This is a genomic window from Chitinophaga filiformis (assembly GCF_900102545.1).
Taxonomy (GTDB): Bacteria; Bacteroidota; Bacteroidia; order Chitinophagales; family Chitinophagaceae; genus Chitinophaga; species Chitinophaga filiformis.
The window spans coordinates 88,715-106,662 of sequence record NZ_FNBN01000007.1 but is presented as its reverse complement, the minus strand read 5'-3'; the positions used below and the strand labels follow the sequence as shown (position 1 = coordinate 106,662).

17 protein-coding genes are annotated in these 17,948 nt (G+C 45.6%); 7 read left to right on the top strand and 10 right to left on the bottom strand.

Going from position 1 to position 17,948, the window contains the following annotated elements:
* Window positions 1-6 precede the first annotated feature (6 nt).
* The 4 genes from BLR32_RS24705 to BLR32_RS24690 form a co-directional block, all read right to left on the bottom strand.
* Window positions 7-726, bottom strand: a complete 720-nt coding sequence (locus BLR32_RS24705) for a hypothetical protein (protein ID WP_143011572.1) — start codon at window positions 724-726, stop codon at window positions 7-9.
* Window positions 727-852: 126 nt separating this feature from the next.
* Window positions 853-1,407, bottom strand: coding sequence for a GNAT family N-acetyltransferase (locus BLR32_RS24700; protein ID WP_089835623.1), 555 nt, complete (start codon window positions 1,405-1,407; stop codon window positions 853-855).
* A gap of 10 nt (window positions 1,408-1,417) precedes the next feature.
* The gene (locus BLR32_RS24695; RefSeq protein ID WP_089835621.1) at window positions 1,418-2,518 is read right to left on the bottom strand and encodes an AI-2E family transporter; all 1,101 of its coding nucleotides are present in this window, start codon (window positions 2,516-2,518) and stop codon (window positions 1,418-1,420) included.
* 55 nt (window positions 2,519-2,573) lie between these two features.
* Window positions 2,574-3,500 (bottom strand): helix-turn-helix transcriptional regulator, encoded by a 927-nt coding sequence (locus tag BLR32_RS24690; protein WP_089835619.1) that lies wholly within the window; start codon window positions 3,498-3,500, stop codon window positions 2,574-2,576.
* Window positions 3,501-3,885: 385 nt separating this feature from the next.
* Here BLR32_RS24690 and porG point away from each other — a divergent pair, with 385 nt between their 5' ends.
* The 4 genes from porG to BLR32_RS24670 all read left to right on the top strand — a co-directional run bounded on the left by porG (window position 3,886) and on the right by BLR32_RS24670 (window position 8,166).
* Window positions 3,886-4,800, top strand: coding sequence for a type IX secretion system protein PorG (gene porG, locus BLR32_RS24685; RefSeq protein WP_143011571.1), 915 nt, complete (start codon window positions 3,886-3,888; stop codon window positions 4,798-4,800).
* A 410-nt stretch (window positions 4,801-5,210) separates the two neighbouring features.
* Window positions 5,211-5,540 carry a hypothetical protein gene (locus BLR32_RS24680; RefSeq protein ID WP_089835615.1) on the top strand — a complete coding sequence of 110 codons (330 nt, stop codon included), beginning with the start codon at window positions 5,211-5,213 and terminating at the stop codon, window positions 5,538-5,540.
* A 234-nt stretch (window positions 5,541-5,774) separates the two neighbouring features.
* Window positions 5,775-7,703 carry a menaquinone biosynthesis decarboxylase gene (locus BLR32_RS24675; RefSeq protein ID WP_089835613.1) on the top strand — a complete coding sequence of 643 codons (1,929 nt, stop codon included), beginning with the start codon at window positions 5,775-5,777 and terminating at the stop codon, window positions 7,701-7,703.
* On the top strand, window positions 7,675-8,166 hold the full coding sequence (locus tag BLR32_RS24670) for a hypothetical protein (protein WP_143011570.1): 492 nt from the start codon (window positions 7,675-7,677) through the stop codon (window positions 8,164-8,166). The genes BLR32_RS24675 and BLR32_RS24670 overlap by 29 nt, the downstream gene beginning before the upstream one ends.
* 550 nt (window positions 8,167-8,716) lie before the next feature.
* Here the strand turns inward: BLR32_RS24670 and BLR32_RS24665 are convergent.
* Window positions 8,717-10,300: a peptide chain release factor 3 gene (locus BLR32_RS24665; protein WP_089835608.1), complete on the bottom strand. Its 1,584-nt coding sequence runs from the start codon at window positions 10,298-10,300 to the stop codon at window positions 8,717-8,719.
* A 71-nt stretch (window positions 10,301-10,371) separates the two neighbouring features.
* Between BLR32_RS24665 and BLR32_RS24660 the strand changes: the two genes are divergently transcribed.
* The 3 genes from BLR32_RS24660 to BLR32_RS24650 are packed head-to-tail and all read left to right on the top strand — an operon-like array spanning window position 10,372 to window position 13,403.
* Window positions 10,372-11,625, top strand: coding sequence for an ABC transporter permease (locus tag BLR32_RS24660; RefSeq protein WP_089835606.1), 1,254 nt, complete (start codon window positions 10,372-10,374; stop codon window positions 11,623-11,625).
* A 30-nt stretch (window positions 11,626-11,655) separates the two neighbouring features.
* Window positions 11,656-12,666: a tRNA (adenosine(37)-N6)-threonylcarbamoyltransferase complex transferase subunit TsaD gene (tsaD, locus tag BLR32_RS24655; protein WP_089835604.1), complete on the top strand. Its 1,011-nt coding sequence runs from the start codon at window positions 11,656-11,658 to the stop codon at window positions 12,664-12,666.
* A gap of 8 nt (window positions 12,667-12,674) precedes the next feature.
* Window positions 12,675-13,403, top strand: coding sequence for a tRNA1(Val) (adenine(37)-N6)-methyltransferase (locus BLR32_RS24650; RefSeq protein WP_089835602.1), 729 nt, complete (start codon window positions 12,675-12,677; stop codon window positions 13,401-13,403).
* 227 nt (window positions 13,404-13,630) lie between these two features.
* On the opposite strand, the gene BLR32_RS24645 is transcribed toward BLR32_RS24650, so the two are convergent.
* The 5 genes from BLR32_RS24645 to BLR32_RS24625 form a co-directional block, all read right to left on the bottom strand.
* Entirely contained in the window at window positions 13,631-14,830 is a 1,200-nt protein-coding gene (locus BLR32_RS24645; RefSeq protein WP_089835600.1) for an NAD(P)-dependent oxidoreductase, read from the bottom strand.
* Window positions 14,831-14,924: 94 nt separating this feature from the next.
* On the bottom strand, window positions 14,925-15,362 hold the full coding sequence (locus BLR32_RS24640) for a YrzE family protein (RefSeq protein ID WP_089835597.1): 438 nt from the start codon (window positions 15,360-15,362) through the stop codon (window positions 14,925-14,927).
* An 11-nt stretch (window positions 15,363-15,373) separates the two neighbouring features.
* Window positions 15,374-15,598: a hypothetical protein gene (locus tag BLR32_RS24635; protein WP_089835595.1), complete on the bottom strand. Its 225-nt coding sequence runs from the start codon at window positions 15,596-15,598 to the stop codon at window positions 15,374-15,376.
* Window positions 15,599-15,908: 310 nt separating this feature from the next.
* A complete protein-coding gene (locus tag BLR32_RS24630) occupies window positions 15,909-16,937 on the bottom strand; it encodes an alpha/beta hydrolase (RefSeq protein WP_089835593.1) in 1,029 nt (342 codons plus the stop codon).
* Window positions 16,938-17,024: 87 nt separating this feature from the next.
* Window positions 17,025-17,873, bottom strand: a complete 849-nt coding sequence (locus BLR32_RS24625) for an AraC family transcriptional regulator (RefSeq protein ID WP_089835591.1) — start codon at window positions 17,871-17,873, stop codon at window positions 17,025-17,027.
* Window positions 17,874-17,948: the final 75 nt, after the last annotated feature.

Below are 17,948 nucleotides of genomic sequence, written 5' to 3'. Positions count from 1 at the left end.
AAGGGATCAATTTTCAGGTGCCAGGGATTTAAGCACTGTGCTGTCGGTGTTCCCGGCTCTATTTACCGTACTGTCGGCTTTGATCGGTTTATAATATTGTTTGTTATAGATCTCCAGGGATTGCTCCAGATGTTTCTTGGCTTTTGCGGTGTGGTATCGGTTAAGTGCAAAGCCAGCGTAAGCAACAGCCAGACCGGGCAGCACTTTGGCGATAGTTTGTAGCAGGGACGCTGAATACTTGGAATCTTCATCATCGCTTTTAGTGACCGCGGAATACAATCCAACTGCTGTAGCGACTGTGCCAATGCCTACCAATGTCCAGCCTTGAACCGCTCCACGTCTTCGCTGTTGGTTCATTAATGTTAGCTGTTCGTTTGCCAAAGGGGCCTTTGTATAATATGGTCTGAGCATGTTCGCACGTTTATCCAACCGTCTGAGTTCACCCCCATTAACACGGATATAAGGTGCATTAACATTAGAGTAGGTTGGCGATTGGTATCCCGGTAGACCGGGATTTGCCCCTGCAAGACGGAAACCCGCGCCGCTATAGCTTGCTCCGGTAGTCTTCACAGTTTCTTTTTGATATACCAGCTCCAGCTTGGTAAAATTGATCGGCTTCTTTGGTTTGGAGAAGATAGTCTTAGTGGTTGATGAATCTGTTTGTCCCTGAACAGATAAACTGAGTGACATGCATAGCATTGCCATCAGAATGTTACGAATCTGCATAAATTAATAGGTTAGGTATAAGGATCGCCGAAGATAATACTCAGTTTAGATATTTTAAAGGATTATATTATATGAGGTTGGTTTATATAGTATTTTATCTCGTTTTTATCATGATAAGTAGATCACTCAAAATTGCATATCATACCTGTAATCCTTCTGCAACAGACTATAAAAAAACGCATCCACAAACTTTCCCTTCTGAAAAAACGCCTGCCTCACTTTCCCTTCCTGCTCAAATCCCAGTCTCCGCAGCAGCTTACGTGAATGGGCATTGGCAGGATCAACGAACGCTTCAATCCTGTTCATCTGCAGCTCCTCAAATCCATATTGCATGAGACGGTATATGCTGTTGGTCATAATACCTTTGCCCCAATAGGAAGGCAACAGGTCATAACCCAGTTCCATTTTATAATGTGTCCTGTTAATATGATGAAAGCCACAGGTGCCAATCAGCTCATTATGCCCGTTGATGGTGACTGCCCAACGCATGCCTTCTCCACTGGCCAGCTTGTCGCGGAAGAAAGCGATCAGTTGTACAGCCTCCGAGACATTGACAAAACGTTCAATATCCATAAAGCGCACCACTTTCTCATGCGAGAACAGGCTGAATAGTGCGGCAATATCCCTCTCATCTATGGCCCGGAGACTAATGTTACCGGTCGTAAGCGTGGGTATTTCCATCCATTACGTTTTATTCACTGACAGTATCCGGCCCCTTGCGGATCACCGGCTTAGCTTTCCTTTTCATGGTTACATCACCCAGCAAAATAGCCCAGGGCTGCATATATTCTATATGTTCAAAAATGATCTTCAGAATGGCGATAAAAGGAATAGCGAGGAACATGCCGGGAACACCCCAAATGAGATTACCTGCCACTACGCCAAGAATGGTGACCAGTGCATTGATCTTTACTTTAGAACCCATAATACGGGGCAGGAGGATGTTACTATCCAGGAAATGTACGATCAGGAGACCCGCGCCCACCTGAATAGTGGTAGCCAGTGTACTGTTGGTCAGCGTCAGTACCATACAGATCACAGTAGCAATATAGATACCCAGGTAGGGAATGAGATTGAACAGCGCAGCCATAATACCCAGCAGCGTAGCGTATTTAATGCCCAGTATCCAGAACATGGTGCAGTTCACAATAGCTACAACGATCGTTTCAATCATTAACCCTGTTACATATCCTTTGATGATATACCGGGTCTGCATGATTACATTGAGCAATTTATCACGGTGTTTTCCCCTGAACACCTTTATCAGGAAAGTAACGATCAGGGAGCGGTAAAGCAGCAGGAAAAAGGAATATAACAGTACAAAGATGATGAAAATCAGCAGAGAAGATAAAGACAGCAAGGTGCTGCTAACGAAAGAGGTAGCAGAACCCAGTGTGCCAATGGCCATTTGTTCCAGGTAATCCATCTGCTGAGTGGAATCAATATGAAATTGAACGTTTATCCATGTCTGTAATGAATTGAGCTGGAATAACAACTGCTTCTGCAATTGCGGGAAATCCGACACAAAAGCGCCCATCTGAGTGCCCAGTAACATGAATACACCTACCAGCACGAACACAAAAAGCAGCACTACGGTAAAGGCGGCTGTTCCGCGTGAAAAACGCCATTGTTCCAGCTGACTGGCAATAGGCAGCAGCATGATAGCAACGAGTGTGGCAAAGGCAAGAGGAATGATCAGCGTATGGCCCAGGCGGGCAATATATATGATCAGTATGATACATAGTAGGGTATATGCCAGTCTGGCATTGAATGGCAATTTCACTTCATTCATGGACAGTCGTATTTCCCTCAAATATATATTTTAAAGAGGGAAATGGAGATGGGAATTACAACAACTGCCTGAGATGAGGAATATAGATCACGCATGAATTAGGCGCCACCAGTGATATAAAGAAGTGGGTACCGCTCATTTTAAACACACCTTCTTTCACGTACCTGTCAATAAATTCATACATCGGTATACCAGCGGTCGCAAAATCTGTCGGCACAGGCAGTGTAATATAATGTCCTCCCGGAACGCGTTTGGTCATGAGTTTCTCTGCAATCGCCATTTGCAGGAAGAGTGTGGTAATATCCTTATTAGGGATCAGGATACCAACATACATGCTCATTCGTTCATAGTCTGTTACGGGCACAGAATCCAGTGTACTGGTAATGACCTTCGCATTGGGCAGGTTCAGGGCCGAAAGAATATTCCGCAAACGCTGTTCTTCCCTGGTCATTTTCATGATCATCTGGGCAATAGGATCCTGTCCGCGGGATAAGAGGATATAGAACAGTGTGCTGTCCGATAACTGATCCGTCTCAGTCATATCAAAGCTGAACAAAGGGGTGATAGCCTCTCCCTTTTTGTCGAAGGCCTGTACAATAAGATCTGCCATTTCGAGCGTCCGTTTTTCATTAGGCAGGATGTCGATCTTCCTGAAACTACGGGGACTCCTGTTGAAATATTGGGTGAACGCCTTAGTGTAGGCAGCAACGGTAGCATAACCGGTACGGTCGCCGATCTCACTGATGTTATAGCCGCTATGTCTGAGCAGGCCTGCTGATAATTCCAGGCGGTGACGTTTCACATACTGCCAGTAGGGTTCTCCCGTTACTGTAGTAAAGCTGTGGTAGAAATAAGAGTAGGAGATCCCAAGCCACTCTGAAACATCCTTCATTTCGAACGATTCAGATATATGGTCGTCTGCGAAACCGAGCGCTTTAATCGCCATGAGCTCCATTTCGTGGGCTGCAGGGTTATGGTTCATAAGTGATTTCAGTTTGAGGTGTTAAGAGGTTTACGAGGTTTTCCTGACGTTTCTGTAAGCTGTATTACTTTATTAATAATTCACATATTAAATAATTAATTAAGTGATAGTTATCGAATTTAAGATTTTGGTGGTAGATAATGAAAAAACCTTTTGAGGTCTAACGCTTTATTGAGTACATTTTGTGTAGAAGACAGGAAAAGTATTAGTTTTGCGACCGCCCGTTTTAGAGAATATTTAACAATTTTTATCTACTTCCGGCGTTAGAGTTATAATTAGTATAATTATTGCGATTATTTCCCCTGTTTACCCCTTATGCCTGCCGAAATACTCCGGAATATGTTCCGGTGAATAAACATTGATCTTTAATCAATCCCCTTAATTGATGCCAAATCTAAAATTATTGAAAAATTGCCTGCCTTGTGCTGTATGGAAGAGAGTAGTTGTTGTTTTATTGATCTGTGCCCCTTTTAAAGGCTTTAGCCAATACTGGCAGGCCGGAGGTTTTCTTGGTATCTCCAACTATAGCGGCGACCTTGTACAGCAGCGGGTTGACCTGAAGTATACCCGGTATTCCATCGGCGCTCATGTAAAGCGGGATGTAAACCGTTACCTCACTTTCCGGGCGGGATTAACCTATGGAAGGATTGCCGGTGCTGACAGCACCAATACTGATACCATGCTGCTAAGACGTAACCTCAGTTTCCGTTCACCCATCCTGGAGGCGCAGTTAGGTGCAGAGTTCAACTTCCTGGATCTAGATGAGAAACGTATCACACCATATGTCTTCGCTAGTGTAGCGCTTTTCAGTTTTTATCCGACTACCAAAGATGCACAGGGCAATACAGTTAAACTCCGTGCGCTTAGTACAGAAGGGCAGGGGCTGGCGCAATATCCCACCCGTAAACAATACAATCTCCGGCAGATCTCCATCCCATTTGGCGCTGGTGTCAAAGTATTGCTTACCGATAACTGGATCGCAGGTTTTGAGATTGGTTTCCGTAAAACATTTACCGACTACCTGGATGATGTGAGTCTTACTTATGTAGACAGGAATACCTTGTTAAGATCACGCGGCTCTAAGGCTGTAAATTATGCTTATCGGGGTGATGAAGTTACCGGCGGACATGTTACACCAGGTACATATCCCGCTGACGGTACCCAGCGTGGATCAGCTAAGTATAACGACTGGTATGTGTTTACCGGCTTTACACTCAGCTACCGTTTTGGTGGCGGAGGCGGTGGATATGGACCTAATCGCTGGAGGAAGCAGAAGGTTTCTAATTGTCCAAGGTTCTGATTTATGTATAATATAATAATAGAAAAGGTGTATCAAAGTACGATACACCCTTTTCTATTCGGATATCTGATAGCGTCAGGTAGTCATTTAAGAGATTTTCAGGACATTCATCTATCTGGTCAATCCTTTTTTTGCTGTCTTTCTCAGATTGATCTGAAAAAATACTCAGCCAACTACTTAATACACACCCCTCTAAAACATAAAACCATTTTTTGGCATACTTCTTGAATTTTATTCACCAGACAGAACAAAACAACTGTCAGAACCGAATCCAGATACTATACATTAAAAAATACCGTTAATAAAAGAAAGCGAACCGAACACCATCATCTTTATTCATCAAATTATTATTTCTTAACAGAGAGAACTATTCCAATCTTTATTTTTTCCAACAATTAAACGACAACAGTATGAAACAGATAGTATTATTATTACTGCTGATAGGGGGAGGTATACTCAGTGCGCAGGCTCAGGGAAAAAGAGGTCATGGTCATTACCGTGATTACGACGACTGTCGCGGAAGAAACTACAGAGTACATCATGGCCGTTGGGATGATTGCAGCCGGGATTACAGGGGCGCTTACTACAGCTGCCGTCCTGCACCAGCACCGGTAGTTTATGTGGAACCAGCACCTGTGGTATATGTACCAGCTCCGCCTCCACCACCACGTCCAAGAGTAGTATATCAACGCTCTCCGAGAGTGGTAATCGCTACTGGTCCTATTGTAGTCGGTCTATAAACATTCCAGACGCCGGAACCCGTGATCAGGTGTATTTTTACCAGCGCCGGTTTCCTGCAGGAAAGCAGCTAACTGCCGTAGTAAACAAAACAGTGGCCCGGGAAAGCCAGTTTCCCGGCACCGGATAAATCCTCCGGTCAGCACCGGCCAGCGGAATTACGAATGACGAATTATGATTGTGTGTATCTTTGCACCGATTGTAATTCGTCATTCGCATTTATCGCAATTAGAAATATGGCATATAAGCACCTGAAACACTTTATAGATACATTAGAAAAGGCAGGAGAGCTGATAAGGATCAAAACTTATGTAGATCCCAGGCTGGAAATAGCAGAGATCACCGACAGGGTGAGCAAATCGCCCAACGGAGGGAAAGCGCTGCTGTTTGAAAATACAGGATACGATTTTCCCGTACTGATCAATTCCATGGGTAGCTACAAACGCATGTGCATGGCGCTGGGTGTACAGGAGCTGGATGACGTGGCGAATGAGATCGAGGCACTGGTGAAATTATTGTCAAAACCCAAAGAAGGCCTGCTGGATAAGCTGGCCATGCTGCCCAAACTGGGACAGTTCGCTTCCTGGATGCCGAAAGTAGTGAGCGGCAAAGGCGCCTGCCAGGAAGTGATCATGGCAGACCCCGACCTGACCAAACTCCCCGTAATGCAATGCTGGCCCAAAGATGGCGGCCCGTTCATTACACTTCCCGTAATTCATACGAAAGACCCGAATACAGGTACCCGTAATGTGGGTATGTACCGTATGCAGGTATTCGATAAAACCATGACAGGCATGCACTGGCACAAACATAAGGTGTCTGCCAGGCACTTCATGGAATATAAAAAGCTGAAGAAACGCATGCCGGTAGCGGTGATCCTGGGAGGTGACCCGGCATATACCTATTCCGCTACAGCACCACTACCGGAAAATGTAGACGAATACATGCTGGCCGGCTTCCTGCGGAAGCAGAAAGTGGAACTGGTAAAATGTATCACACAGCCGGAGATAGAAGTCCCTGCTGATGCCGACTTTGTAATCGAAGGTTATGTAGATCCGGAGGAAGAACTGATCTGGGAAGGACCTTTCGGCGATCATACCGGTTACTATTCACTGGCCGACTGGTACCCACGCTTCCACGTGACAGCCATCACTCACCGTAAAGATGCAGTTTATCCTTCCACGATAGTTGGTATTCCGCCACAGGAAGACGCCTGGATCGGAAAGGCGACGGAGAGGATCTTCCTGGCGCCTATCAAAATGACCATGGTGCCCGAGATCATTGATATGGAAATGCCGGTGGAAGGTGTATTCCATAACCTGGTGATCGCACAGATCAAAAAAGATTACTCCGGACAGGCACAGAAAGTAATGAATGCCATGTGGGGCGCCGGACAAATGATGTTTAACAAGATCCTGGCAGTAGCCGACGAAGGAACGAACATTCAGGACTATAAAGCGCTGGCCCGGTATATGTTCAAACACCTTAACCCCGCAACTGATATTTATTTCAGCCAGGGCCCTATGGATGTGCTGGATCACTCCTGCTCCAAAATGGGCTTCGGCGGTAAGATGTGTATCGACGGTACCCGTAAATATGAAGAGGAGATAGCAGGTAACGGTGAACAGCAGCCTGTCGGCAACCATCCGTTCGACAAGCACGAAATCCTGAAACGTTTCCCTGAAGTAAAAGGCATCAATGACTCCCTGCTGAAGGAAGACATCCCCTGTATCCTGGTGGCTGTACAGAAATCCCGCCCGCTGCATATCAAAGAACTGAATGAACAGATATATTGCCTGCCGGAAATGACCGCTGTGAAGATGGTATTGTACGTTGAACACACCGTCGACGTCAATGATCTGCCTTCCGCATTATGGCGTTTCTGTAATAACCTGGATCCGCGTCGTGACAGCTTCGTTGTTCGTCCGCCATTACCAGGTCATCCCGACAAAATGGGCGCCGGCATCGGTATGGATGGCACATTAAAAACACGCTTGCTGGATAATTTTGAACGTGACTGGCCTAATATCATCGTTGCAGACGATGCTACCATCAAAAAAATAGATGAGAAATGGGAATCCCTGAACGTTGGCCCATTCATAGCTTCTCCATCCCATAAGTATAAATCACAGATGTATGGAGAAGAAGCCGTGGTTCCGCAATAGCCTCTTACTGATATGTTGCCTGTGCGCCTGCCATATCGCAGGCGCGCAGGTACAGCTGACCGATTTTCATTACCTCGACCGCATGGAAGGTTACTGGACAATGAAGACCCGGTTGGGTGTCTATGCTGAGAAATGGAAACGTGTCGATGATAACACCTGGAAGGGGAGAACGATGCGTATTCAAGGAAGTGACAGCACGAAACTGGATGATATGTTCCTGTTCCGCGATGGCGATGCCATTTATTTTACCATCGCAGCAGTGAAGGATAAACAAACAGGCGAACCCGTTAGGTTTAGACTACGTGTACTGAAAGCCATCGGATTTGTAGCTGAGAACCTCCAGAGCCCTTACCCTCAGAAGATCATATACCGCTGGAAAGATGAAGAGCATATGGATGCCCATTTTGAAGGCAAGGAGGAGAAAACTACCCGGGAGATAATCTTGCAATACACTAAACGATAGTCGATCATGCTGTGTCATTAACAAAGCATAATGGGACTCCGGTAGGAGTCTCAGTGTTTGTAGCGCGGGGTGACAACCCCGGGAACGTATTCATCGTGCCGGGGTTTTCAACCCCGGGAACGTGTTCATTGCGCGGGTTTTTAACCCCGGGGAACGTGTTCGTTATACCAGGTAACAACCCGGGAATGTGTTCATTGCGACGGTTAACAACCCCGGGGAACGTATTCGTCGCGCCGGATAACAACCCCGGAGATTAGACGTCGCGGTACAACCCGCGGAACAACGCGTGATTGTAAACCCCAACCAACGGCTGTGGATGCAAACGCCCCCGGAACCAACACATCATGGCACGCAACGATAACAAAACCGAAATCAATTTGATTCCCAATTGCGTAAATCAATTTCCCGATTGTATAAATGAATAACGCAAAGCTAACCTAGCTTTGCGTTATTGTTTTACATACATAAGGACAGTCTGCAATTGTACTTCGATTTGAGTTGGTCGTACAATTCTAAAATACGCCACCCCTGATCCCAGGATGTGGCTTTTTTATTTATGAATTTCTGATGTAAAGTGAAACTGGATATCCGGATTATTGGTACGTTCTGTATTCAGGTACCATTCTGACTGTGCCAGATACACAAGATGTCCGTCTTTATCTTCCACAATATTTGCTTGCTTGAAACGGATAAACTCTTCTACTTTCTGTTTTTCTCCTGTGATCCAGCAGGCTTTATAGAAAGGCAGGGTATTAAACTGGCAGGAGGCGCCATATTCCTGTAACAGACGGTATTGTATCACTTCAAACTGGAGGTCACCCACGCAGCCAATGATCTTGCGGTTACCGCCGTGTTGTGTGAACAGCTGGGCAACACCCTCATCTGTCAGCTGACGTAATCCTTTTTCCAGCTGTTTTGTTTTCATCGGATCCTTATTCACCACTTCCTTAAACAGTTCCGGAGAAAAGCTTGGGATACCAGTGAAATAGAATTTCTCGCCTTCAGTAAGGGTATCGCCGATCTTGAAGTTGCCGGTATCGAACAGACCTACCACGTCGCCGGGATAGGCATCGTCCACAATATTCTTTTCACGCGCCAGGAAGCTGTATGGGTTGCTGAAACGCATGTCCTTATCCAGGCGTACGTGTTTATAGAATTTATTACGTTCAAAACGGCCGGAACATACACGGAGGAAGGCAATACGGTCACGGTGACGAGGATCCAGGTTAGCATGTATCTTGAAGATGAAACCACTGAATTTATCGTCGCTTACCTTTATCTCACGGGTGCTGGACTCACGATCGCGGGGAACAGGAGCGATTTCAACGAAGGTATCCAACAGGTCTTTTACACCGAAGTTGTTTACCGCACTACCGAAAAACACAGGAGCCATTTTACCTTGCAGGTAATCTGTATTGTCAAAAGGATCATATACCCCCTCAATCAGTTCCACATCATTACGCAGCTGGGCTGCGTCCTGGGGACTGAAATGTTCATCGATATAGCTGCTGCTCAGGTCACTCAGTTCCACGATGTCATCGTCAGTAGCCTTTTTATTGGGAGCGAATGATACAAAGCTTTTATTGTAGAGGTTATATACCCCTTTGAAGTCTGAACCCATGTTGATGGGCCAGCTCAACGGGCGTACGCGTATATTGAGTTTTTCTTCCAGTTCATCAAGCAGGTCAAAGGGATTTTTACCATCACGGTCCAGCTTGTTCACAAAGATGATCACCGGGGTATCGCGCATGCGGCATACATCCATCAGTTTACCAGTTTGTTCTTCCACCCCTTTTACGCAGTCAATCACGAGTACTACGCTGTCCACCGCCGTTAGAGTACGGTAGGTGTCTTCAGCAAAGTCCTTGTGACCAGGAGTATCCAGGAGGTTGATCAACATATCACGGTACTCAAAAGTCATTACGGAAGTCGCAACGGAGATACCACGCTGCCGCTCTATCTCCATAAAGTCGGAGGTAGTATGTTTTTTGATCTTGTTGGACTTTACCGCTCCAGCTGTCTGGATAGCGCCACCAAACAGGAGGAACTTTTCCGTCAGGGTTGTTTTACCGGCATCCGGGTGGGCGATAATGGCAAATGTCTTCCTTTTATTGATCTCGCTTGCGTACTTCATATTACTTTATAACCAAAAATGTGTGCAAAGGTACGGAATTGTCACGTTTAATCTTTAATTTACATGTATCTATGATTGCCACGATCAAAATTTTGTGGAATAGCCTCAGAATGGCTATCCTCGAGCTGCGGGTCAATAAACTCCGCACCTTCTTATCCCTCCTGGGTATAACCATTGGTATATTCTGTATTATCGCTGTGTTGACCGCTACCAACAGCCTGGAAAAGAACGTCCGCAGCGAGGTGGAATCCCTGGGAAGCGACGTGATCTACATCCAGAAATGGCCCTGGGATGGTGGTCCTGATTTCCCCTGGTGGAAGTTTGTGAACCGTCCGCTGCCCAAATTTCAGGAACTGGAGCCGATTAAGGAAAAGGTCCATAGCGCCGGATTGTCTGCCTTCGCTTTTTCTTCCGGCGGTAAGCGGGTGGAATATAAGGACGATTACATGGAAGGTACTGAATTGTTTGCCGTAAGCGGCGACTATGAAAAAATTCAGGCCATGAAGTTTGTCAGCGGTCGTTTCTTCGCCGGCAAGGAAAATGAAAATGGTTCCAATGTGGCTATTCTGGGAGCCAATATCTGGGAAGGACTGTTCGGCACTTCGGAAAAGGCCCTGGGAAAAACGGTTAGTATCTCCGGCCGTCCATGCCGTGTTATCGGCACCCTGAAAAAGAAGGGAGCCAGCCTGGTGGACGGCATCAACTACGATAATAGTGTTGTCGTTCCTTATTTCTACGGTCGTACCATTGTGGACGAGCGTCGCTTTGCAGATCCATTCCTGATTATAAAAGCTGCTCCGGGAGCTACATTGCTGCAACTGAAAGATGAACTGAGAGGGGTAATGAGAAGTGTGCACCGCCTGAGACCCAAGGAAGAAGATGATTTCTCCCTGAATGAGATCACCGCTGTAAGCGGAGACCTCAACAAGATGTTCGGTATGGTGAACCTGGGAGGAGGTTTTATCGCCTTTTTCGCCCTGGTGGTAGGTGGCTTCGGAATTGCCAATATCATGTTCGTGACTGTAAAGGAGCGTACGAATATCATCGGACTGAAAAAAGCGATCGGCGCCCGTAAGAAAGTGATCCTCATGGAGTTTCTGCTGGAATCCATCATCCTTTGCCTGATGGGTGGATTACTGGGGCTCTTCTTCGTATACATCATCACGGTCATTGTCAACAGCCTTGACTTCTTCGAATTTACACTCACCTTAAACAATGTCATTTTAGGGCTTTCCATCTCATCGATCGTCGGTGTCATCGCAGGATTTATCCCTGCTTACCTGGCATCTAAGCTGGATCCGGTTGTAGCTATCAGGAGCAACTGATAAAGGCTATAATTTCCTACCTTTGCGGGCATGTCTGTAAAAATACTGGCCATAGAGTCTTCGTGCGATGAAACGAGCGCTTCCGTGCTGGCCGACGGGGAGATCCTGTCTAATTTTATTGCCAATCAAACTATTCATGAGCAATACGGTGGGGTAGTGCCGGAGCTGGCATCCCGCGCTCACCAGGAAAATATCGTTCCCGTGGTGGACCAGGCCCTCAAAGTGGCCGGCGTTTGTAAGGAGGAACTGAATGCCATTGCCTTCACACAGGCTCCCGGCCTGATAGGTTCTCTGCTGGTAGGTAGTTGTTTTGCCAAATCCATGGCGCTGGCACTGGATATCCCACTGATTGCGGTACATCATATGCAGGCGCACGTACTGGCCAACTTCATTGGTAAAGAGAAACCTTCTTTCCCTTTCCTTTGTCTGACTGTTTCCGGTGGTCATACCCAGATTGTACGCTGTGAGGGGCCGCTCAGCATGAAGGTCATCGGTGAGACACTGGACGACGCTGCAGGGGAGGCCTTTGACAAAAGTGCCAAATTACTGGGCTTGCCTTATCCCGGAGGCCCTCTTATCGACAAATACGCCCGGCAGGGTGATCCTAACAGGTTCAAATTTCCCGAGCCCCAGATCCCGGGGCTGGACTTTAGCTTTAGTGGCTTAAAAACATCCATCCTTTACTTCCTGCAGGAACAACAGCAGAAAGATCCTCAGTTCGCAGAGAACAATATGGCGGATATCTGTGCGTCCATCCAGCATCGTATTGTCAGCATCCTGATGAACAAACTGGCGAAAGCCTCCAAAGAAACCGGCATTAAACAGATCGGTATCGCCGGTGGGGTAAGTGCTAATTCCGGTCTCCGGACAGCCCTGCAACAGTATGGTGAAAAGTATGGCTGGCAGACCTACATTCCCAAATTCGAATATTGTACAGATAATGCCGCCATGATTGCAATGACAGCATGGTATAAATATCAGGCAGGAGAATTTGTCGGATTGGATGCAGTACCCGGAGCAAGAGCAGGTTTTGATCATTAGTAAAGACGATGGCGAATCACTATTTCCGTTTTAAACAGTTCACCGTATACCAGGACGCCTGCGCCATGAAGGTATGTACAGATGCCTGTCTGCAGGGTGCCAGTACAGCCGCTTACCTGCAGGTAAATAAACCCGGTATACGGCGGATACTCGATATCGGTACCGGTACCGGCTTGTTGTCCCTCATGCTGGCGCAGCAACTACCTTCAACTTCCATTACTGCTATAGAACTGGATACTGCCGCTGCTGGTCAGGCGAGGGCTAATTTCACAGCTTCTCCCTGGAACGAACGATTGCAGGTCATAGAAACGGATGCCCGGGAAATGGCAGCCGACATACAATATGATTTCATCATCACCAATCCTCCTTTTTACGAGTCAGACCTGAAAAGCAATAATCATCTGCGTAATCAGGCGATGCATGCCACTACATTGGATTATAATGATCTGTTGAAAGTAATTGACAGGCAATTAAATCCAGTAGGAGGGTTCTCCATTTTATTGCCTTATCGTCCCTTTGGCGATTTTGTGTCGATGGCCGGCGCAGCTGGATTTTATCTGAAAGAAGTAGTACATGTGAAACAGAGTGAACGACATGAGTACTTTCGCAGTATAGGAATCTTTCGCAGGGAACCAAGCGAACCCAAAGTGGTATCAATGGCGATCAGGGAAGAAGACCAGCAGGTTTATACTCCGGCATTTATTTCATTGCTGCAGCCCTATTATCTATACCTGTAGTTGACTTCGAGCGTCTATAATCCTTCAAAGACTAGTATTCCGTTAGCGCCGCTCATTCTTCTGCATAATCCCTAAAACAGCCTCCTCTCTTCAACATGCTCCATTAGCGCTCTGCTCATTCTTCTACATAATCCTTCAAAGACTAGTATTCCGTTAGCGCCGCTCATTCTTCTGCATAATCCCTAAAACAGCCTTCACTCCTCAACATGTTCTATTAGCGCGTTGCTCTATTCCTCTACATAATCCCTCAGATACTCAAATCTCTCTGTCAACGCACCATTATGTGCAATAGTAGCATTGTAAACAACCGTACTATCAGGCCGCTGCAGTTCATCAAACACATACTTCATCAGTTGGTCACCAAAATACTGCGACGCATCACGGGGAAGTTCATTGGGAAGATTGCTGACACACATCATATCCAGTGTATCGGGCAGATAAGGAGATGTCCGCTGTCTTGTATGCCTGTCTACGCCATACACCGGATCATCAATGCTGGAATCTCCCAGATTGGAAGGGATTGAGCCGTTTGTGTCATCTGTAATATCCGCAATGACCTTAATACGGAAGTTGTCCTTTGCCAGGTCATTCCAGGTGAACAGTGGCGGAATACGTTGATCCCAGTAAATACCGTTCATGAGAATATCCGTAGCCGTCACAAATGGCAGGAAGCGGCAATCATACTGCTCGGGATGGAGATGAAAATCCTCCCTGCTATACGTTTTATCTGTTTTCCGCAGGTACAACTCTCCCGCCTTAAGCTGGGTATATACCGGGTAAGCATACGTATTAATCAGGAATTCCTCCGGCGGAATATATTTTATACCCAATAATCCCATTACTTCAAGCGTGCCTGCCGCCACGCGGCCTGAGCCTGTAATGACAATCTTTAACGAAGGTAGCTTCGCCCCGAAATAATGATTGATCAGCTCCTTGAAATCATGGCATCTGTGTACCGGTACCAGGTTATACAGGCCGGTCTTTTTCCCATAGGTCAGCAGACCGTTATGTGCGCCCACCACACCGGCAAAGAACCCGAATCCGAGTATCCGCTGACCGTCTTCATGCACCAGGCATTCATAATCGATCAGCGTAATATTCCGTTGCAGAATGGTCTGCAGCATATGCTTGTTATGCGGTTGCTTTTTACGTGTATGGGAAAAGAACAGGTATTTCTTACCGGCTAACAATTTTTCCGCAGGTACTTCCTTTATTCCTAACAATACCTCACAATGGGAGAGGTCTTCAGAAAGAGGAATACCGGCAGCTGTATATTCATCATCGGTAAAACATCGCCAGGCAGATGGCTGAACAGTAATACTTACCTGCGGGTTGTGTTTGATGATCCACTGGCATTGCTGTGGCGTAAATGCTACCCTGTTATCGTGTGGCTGTTTCTCCTCTCTTATAAGACCGATGTGTAACATATCCGGGTTTTGGTGTTACCAAATATAATACTTATTCGTTTTCGATCTTACTGACTGCTGCGAAGCAGCATTGAAAGAAATCTGCCACGCAGGCCTACGCAGGTCCTGCCGTTGCTACAGCAGGTTGTTCTTTTTTTGTTCTCCCCACCACATAACCACTGCCGCCACTCAAAAGCGCAGTAACCACTATTTCCATCACCCGCATTACTATTTCTTTATTACCACTATAAAGGCAATAGACAAAGAAAGAGACCATAATAAGTAAGACAGCGATGATCAGAAAAAAGATCAGCAACCGGTTTCTGAATACATATTTTGGCGTATTCCTCATGTGTTCAATATGTATATCAATGTTTCTCATGGAAAGCTCGTGTGCCATACTGATTTCTTTGAGCCGGATTGACAATTCCTGTTGTCTGCATTTGATCTCTTCTTTATGACTGGCAGCCATCTCCCGTAATAATCCGGCATCGGGTGGATTACGGCGATCATTTGGATTATTATCATGGATAGGGATATTAGAATCAGACATTTTGAACTGGTTTAAATGGTAGTATATCGGTACCCCGGTTTAAACTTAACCCGTACATGCCCAAGGATCTGGTTGCTGCCCAATGGAGGCGGCACAAACTTAGCAGTTAAAATAGCGTCCATATTGGTTTTTACGAGTTTATCAAACTGGTAAGGACTCAGTATTCTCTCTTCGTCGAATTTGGGTATAAATTCGACAGGTTTAAATTTGGGTACTACAGGTTCGAATAAGAACATATTTTTGTGTTGTTTACAAGTTTGTCAATAATTTTAATTTTACAATAATTAAATAATGCAGGAGCATCATAAATGCCAGCATTAATGGGTCTGTAAAATGGTGTGAACGTAAAACAACAACAATAACTCGTGTAGAAAGGATAACTCTTCAACACTCCAAATATACATCATCCCTCCCGGGATTTCGTTAACTCCAAGTTAAAAAAATCAATTTTCCCCCTCCTAACTATAACGAATATATAAAACGGAGGTAGCCCCTGACTGCATTCCACATGCTGTCAGAGGCTACCCTTTCCCTTTGAACCGTCGCTTATTTCAGATAAATCTTCAATTCATTTCCTGCCTGCAACATAGCTGAACGTGTAGTCGGAGTGTTTGCGATAGGATTCAGCAGACCATAATCATGGATGGCGCCATTGTATCTTACCATAGTAACCTTCACACCTGCAGCATCCATTTTGCGGGCATATGCTTCGCCTTCATCACGCAATACATCATTCTCTGCAGTCTGCACCAGTGCCGGAGGTAAGCCTTTCAGCTGTTCCAGTGTTGCCTGTAACGGTGAAGCATAAATCTCTTTTCTTGCTGCCTGATCTGTCGTATAATTATCCCAGAACCATTTCATCATATTTTTTGTCAGGAAGCGCTGTTCTGCAAACTGGTTATAAGAACCGGTCTCAAAGTTAGCGTCTGTAACAGGCCATAAAAGTATCTGCAATTTAATGGCCGGACCATTTTTGTCTTTCGCCATCAACGCTACCACAGCTGCCATATTACCACCCACACTGTTACCAACTACTGCCAGACGTTTTCCATCTACATTAATTTCTTTGCCGTTAGCCGCTACCCATTTGGTGGCTGCATAAGCCTGATTGATAGCCACCGGATAATGTGCTTCAGGAGAAGGTGTATAGTCAACAAATACTGCGGCAGCTCCGGATGTTACTACCAGGTCGCGTACCAGGCGCTGGTGAGTAGGGAAATCACCTAATACCCATCCACCACCATGGAAGAACATAAATACCGGCAATACACCTTTAGCACCTTCCGGGCGAACGATATGCAGCTTTACAGTCTGTCCGTCCTGTGTAATCGTCTTTTCACTTACTGTAATACCGGAAATATCCACTTTCACGCTCGATTGTGCGCCAACTAATACCGCACGGGCATCTTTAGGAGATAATGTTTCCAGAGGAGCGCCACCGCTGTTGTTTAAAGCATGCAGGAACGCTTTGGTATGACTGTCAATGTTGGGATCATTGTCTGGATTTACATTCTGTGCTATTGCGCCTATACTTAATAAGGTTGAAGCTACGAGTGAAAGTACTTGCTTTTTCATTTTGTGTGTTGTTGATGTGATTGTTTTAATTTGATAACACAAAACTACTACAGCTGGCAAAGGGGAACAATGCACGAATGACGACAGTTATTGTACTTTTTCCCCCTCTGTGTATTTTTTTCGGAAAAGGAGGGGAGAGGTATCCACCTGATTGGTAAAAAGACGTACAAAATAAGAAGGATCTTCATATCCCAGCTTGTAACCGATCTCTTTTACACTGAGATCTGTATGTATCAGCAGCCTTTTCGCTTCCAGGATAATACGTTCCTTGATAATATCATTAGGGCTTTTCGGACTATGCCTCGAAATCCTTTTACTCAGCGCTTTCGGGGTGATATTTAGCAGGTTGGCATAGTCGGCTACGTTATGATGAGTTGTATAATGAGCTTCCACCAACTGACTGAATTTCCTTATGAACTCCACTTCCTGCGCTACACTGCTGTCTGCCAGGTCATGTGCTTTCTTCCACATGCGGGTGGAACGTATAATGAGTTGCTTCAGGAAAATACGGATCATTTCTTCCATATTGCTCTCCTCATTGAGCGCTTCATGTTTTATTTCCAGTATCAGCTGCCTGGCCTGCCGGGAAGCTTCCGCATCCAGGAATACCACGGGTATTTCATACACATTATTATATAGGAGTCCATCACAGGCTACTTCCTTATCATGGATCTGTACACAGTAGAAATCACGGTTATAATATAATAAGGTTCCCTTACCGGAGAATTTATACCACTGACCATCCTTTATAAAGAACAGTGCGTCCTGTTCCAGTGTATATTCCCGGAAATCCACCATTACCTCGGCGCCCGCTTCAATGAAGAGTATCTTAATAAAGGAATTATAATCTTCATACCTGATATCGTTGGCCGTGCTGGTGTCGAAATCCAGGCATCCTATCGTCTTCGAAAAGAAATGTTTCAGCAGATGTTCCATGCTGCAAATTTATGGCCTTTTTATATCTCAGCTAAATTGCCATAATAGTCTTTAAGGATCAATTTAAACAAATTA

What these genes read in the sequence shown, in the direction of transcription:
- BLR32_RS24705 (WP_143011572.1), bottom strand. Translation starts at nt 726, where the DNA reads ATGCAGATTCGTAACATTCTGATGGCAATGCTATGCATGTCACTCAGT.
- BLR32_RS24700 (WP_089835623.1), bottom strand. Translation starts at nt 1,407, where the DNA reads ATGGAAATACCCACGCTTACGACCGGTAACATTAGTCTCCGGGCCATA.
- BLR32_RS24695 (WP_089835621.1), bottom strand. Translation starts at nt 2,518, where the DNA reads ATGAATGAAGTGAAATTGCCATTCAATGCCAGACTGGCATATACCCTA.
- BLR32_RS24690 (WP_089835619.1), bottom strand. Translation starts at nt 3,500, where the DNA reads ATGAACCATAACCCTGCAGCCCACGAAATGGAGCTCATGGCGATTAAA.
- porG (WP_143011571.1), top strand. Translation starts at nt 3,886, where the DNA reads ATGCCAAATCTAAAATTATTGAAAAATTGCCTGCCTTGTGCTGTATGG.
- BLR32_RS24680 (WP_089835615.1), top strand. Translation starts at nt 5,211, where the DNA reads ATGAAACAGATAGTATTATTATTACTGCTGATAGGGGGAGGTATACTC.
- BLR32_RS24675 (WP_089835613.1), top strand. Translation starts at nt 5,775, where the DNA reads ATGGCATATAAGCACCTGAAACACTTTATAGATACATTAGAAAAGGCA.
- BLR32_RS24670 (WP_143011570.1), top strand. Translation starts at nt 7,675, where the DNA reads ATGGAGAAGAAGCCGTGGTTCCGCAATAGCCTCTTACTGATATGTTGC.
- BLR32_RS24665 (WP_089835608.1), bottom strand. Translation starts at nt 10,300, where the DNA reads ATGAAGTACGCAAGCGAGATCAATAAAAGGAAGACATTTGCCATTATC.
- BLR32_RS24660 (WP_089835606.1), top strand. Translation starts at nt 10,372, where the DNA reads ATGATTGCCACGATCAAAATTTTGTGGAATAGCCTCAGAATGGCTATC.
- tsaD (WP_089835604.1), top strand. Translation starts at nt 11,656, where the DNA reads ATGTCTGTAAAAATACTGGCCATAGAGTCTTCGTGCGATGAAACGAGC.
- BLR32_RS24650 (WP_089835602.1), top strand. Translation starts at nt 12,675, where the DNA reads ATGGCGAATCACTATTTCCGTTTTAAACAGTTCACCGTATACCAGGAC.
- BLR32_RS24645 (WP_089835600.1), bottom strand. Translation starts at nt 14,830, where the DNA reads ATGTTACACATCGGTCTTATAAGAGAGGAGAAACAGCCACACGATAAC.
- BLR32_RS24640 (WP_089835597.1), bottom strand. Translation starts at nt 15,362, where the DNA reads ATGTCTGATTCTAATATCCCTATCCATGATAATAATCCAAATGATCGC.
- BLR32_RS24635 (WP_089835595.1), bottom strand. Translation starts at nt 15,598, where the DNA reads ATGTTCTTATTCGAACCTGTAGTACCCAAATTTAAACCTGTCGAATTT.
- BLR32_RS24630 (WP_089835593.1), bottom strand. Translation starts at nt 16,937, where the DNA reads ATGAAAAAGCAAGTACTTTCACTCGTAGCTTCAACCTTATTAAGTATA.
- BLR32_RS24625 (WP_089835591.1), bottom strand. Translation starts at nt 17,873, where the DNA reads ATGGAACATCTGCTGAAACATTTCTTTTCGAAGACGATAGGATGCCTG.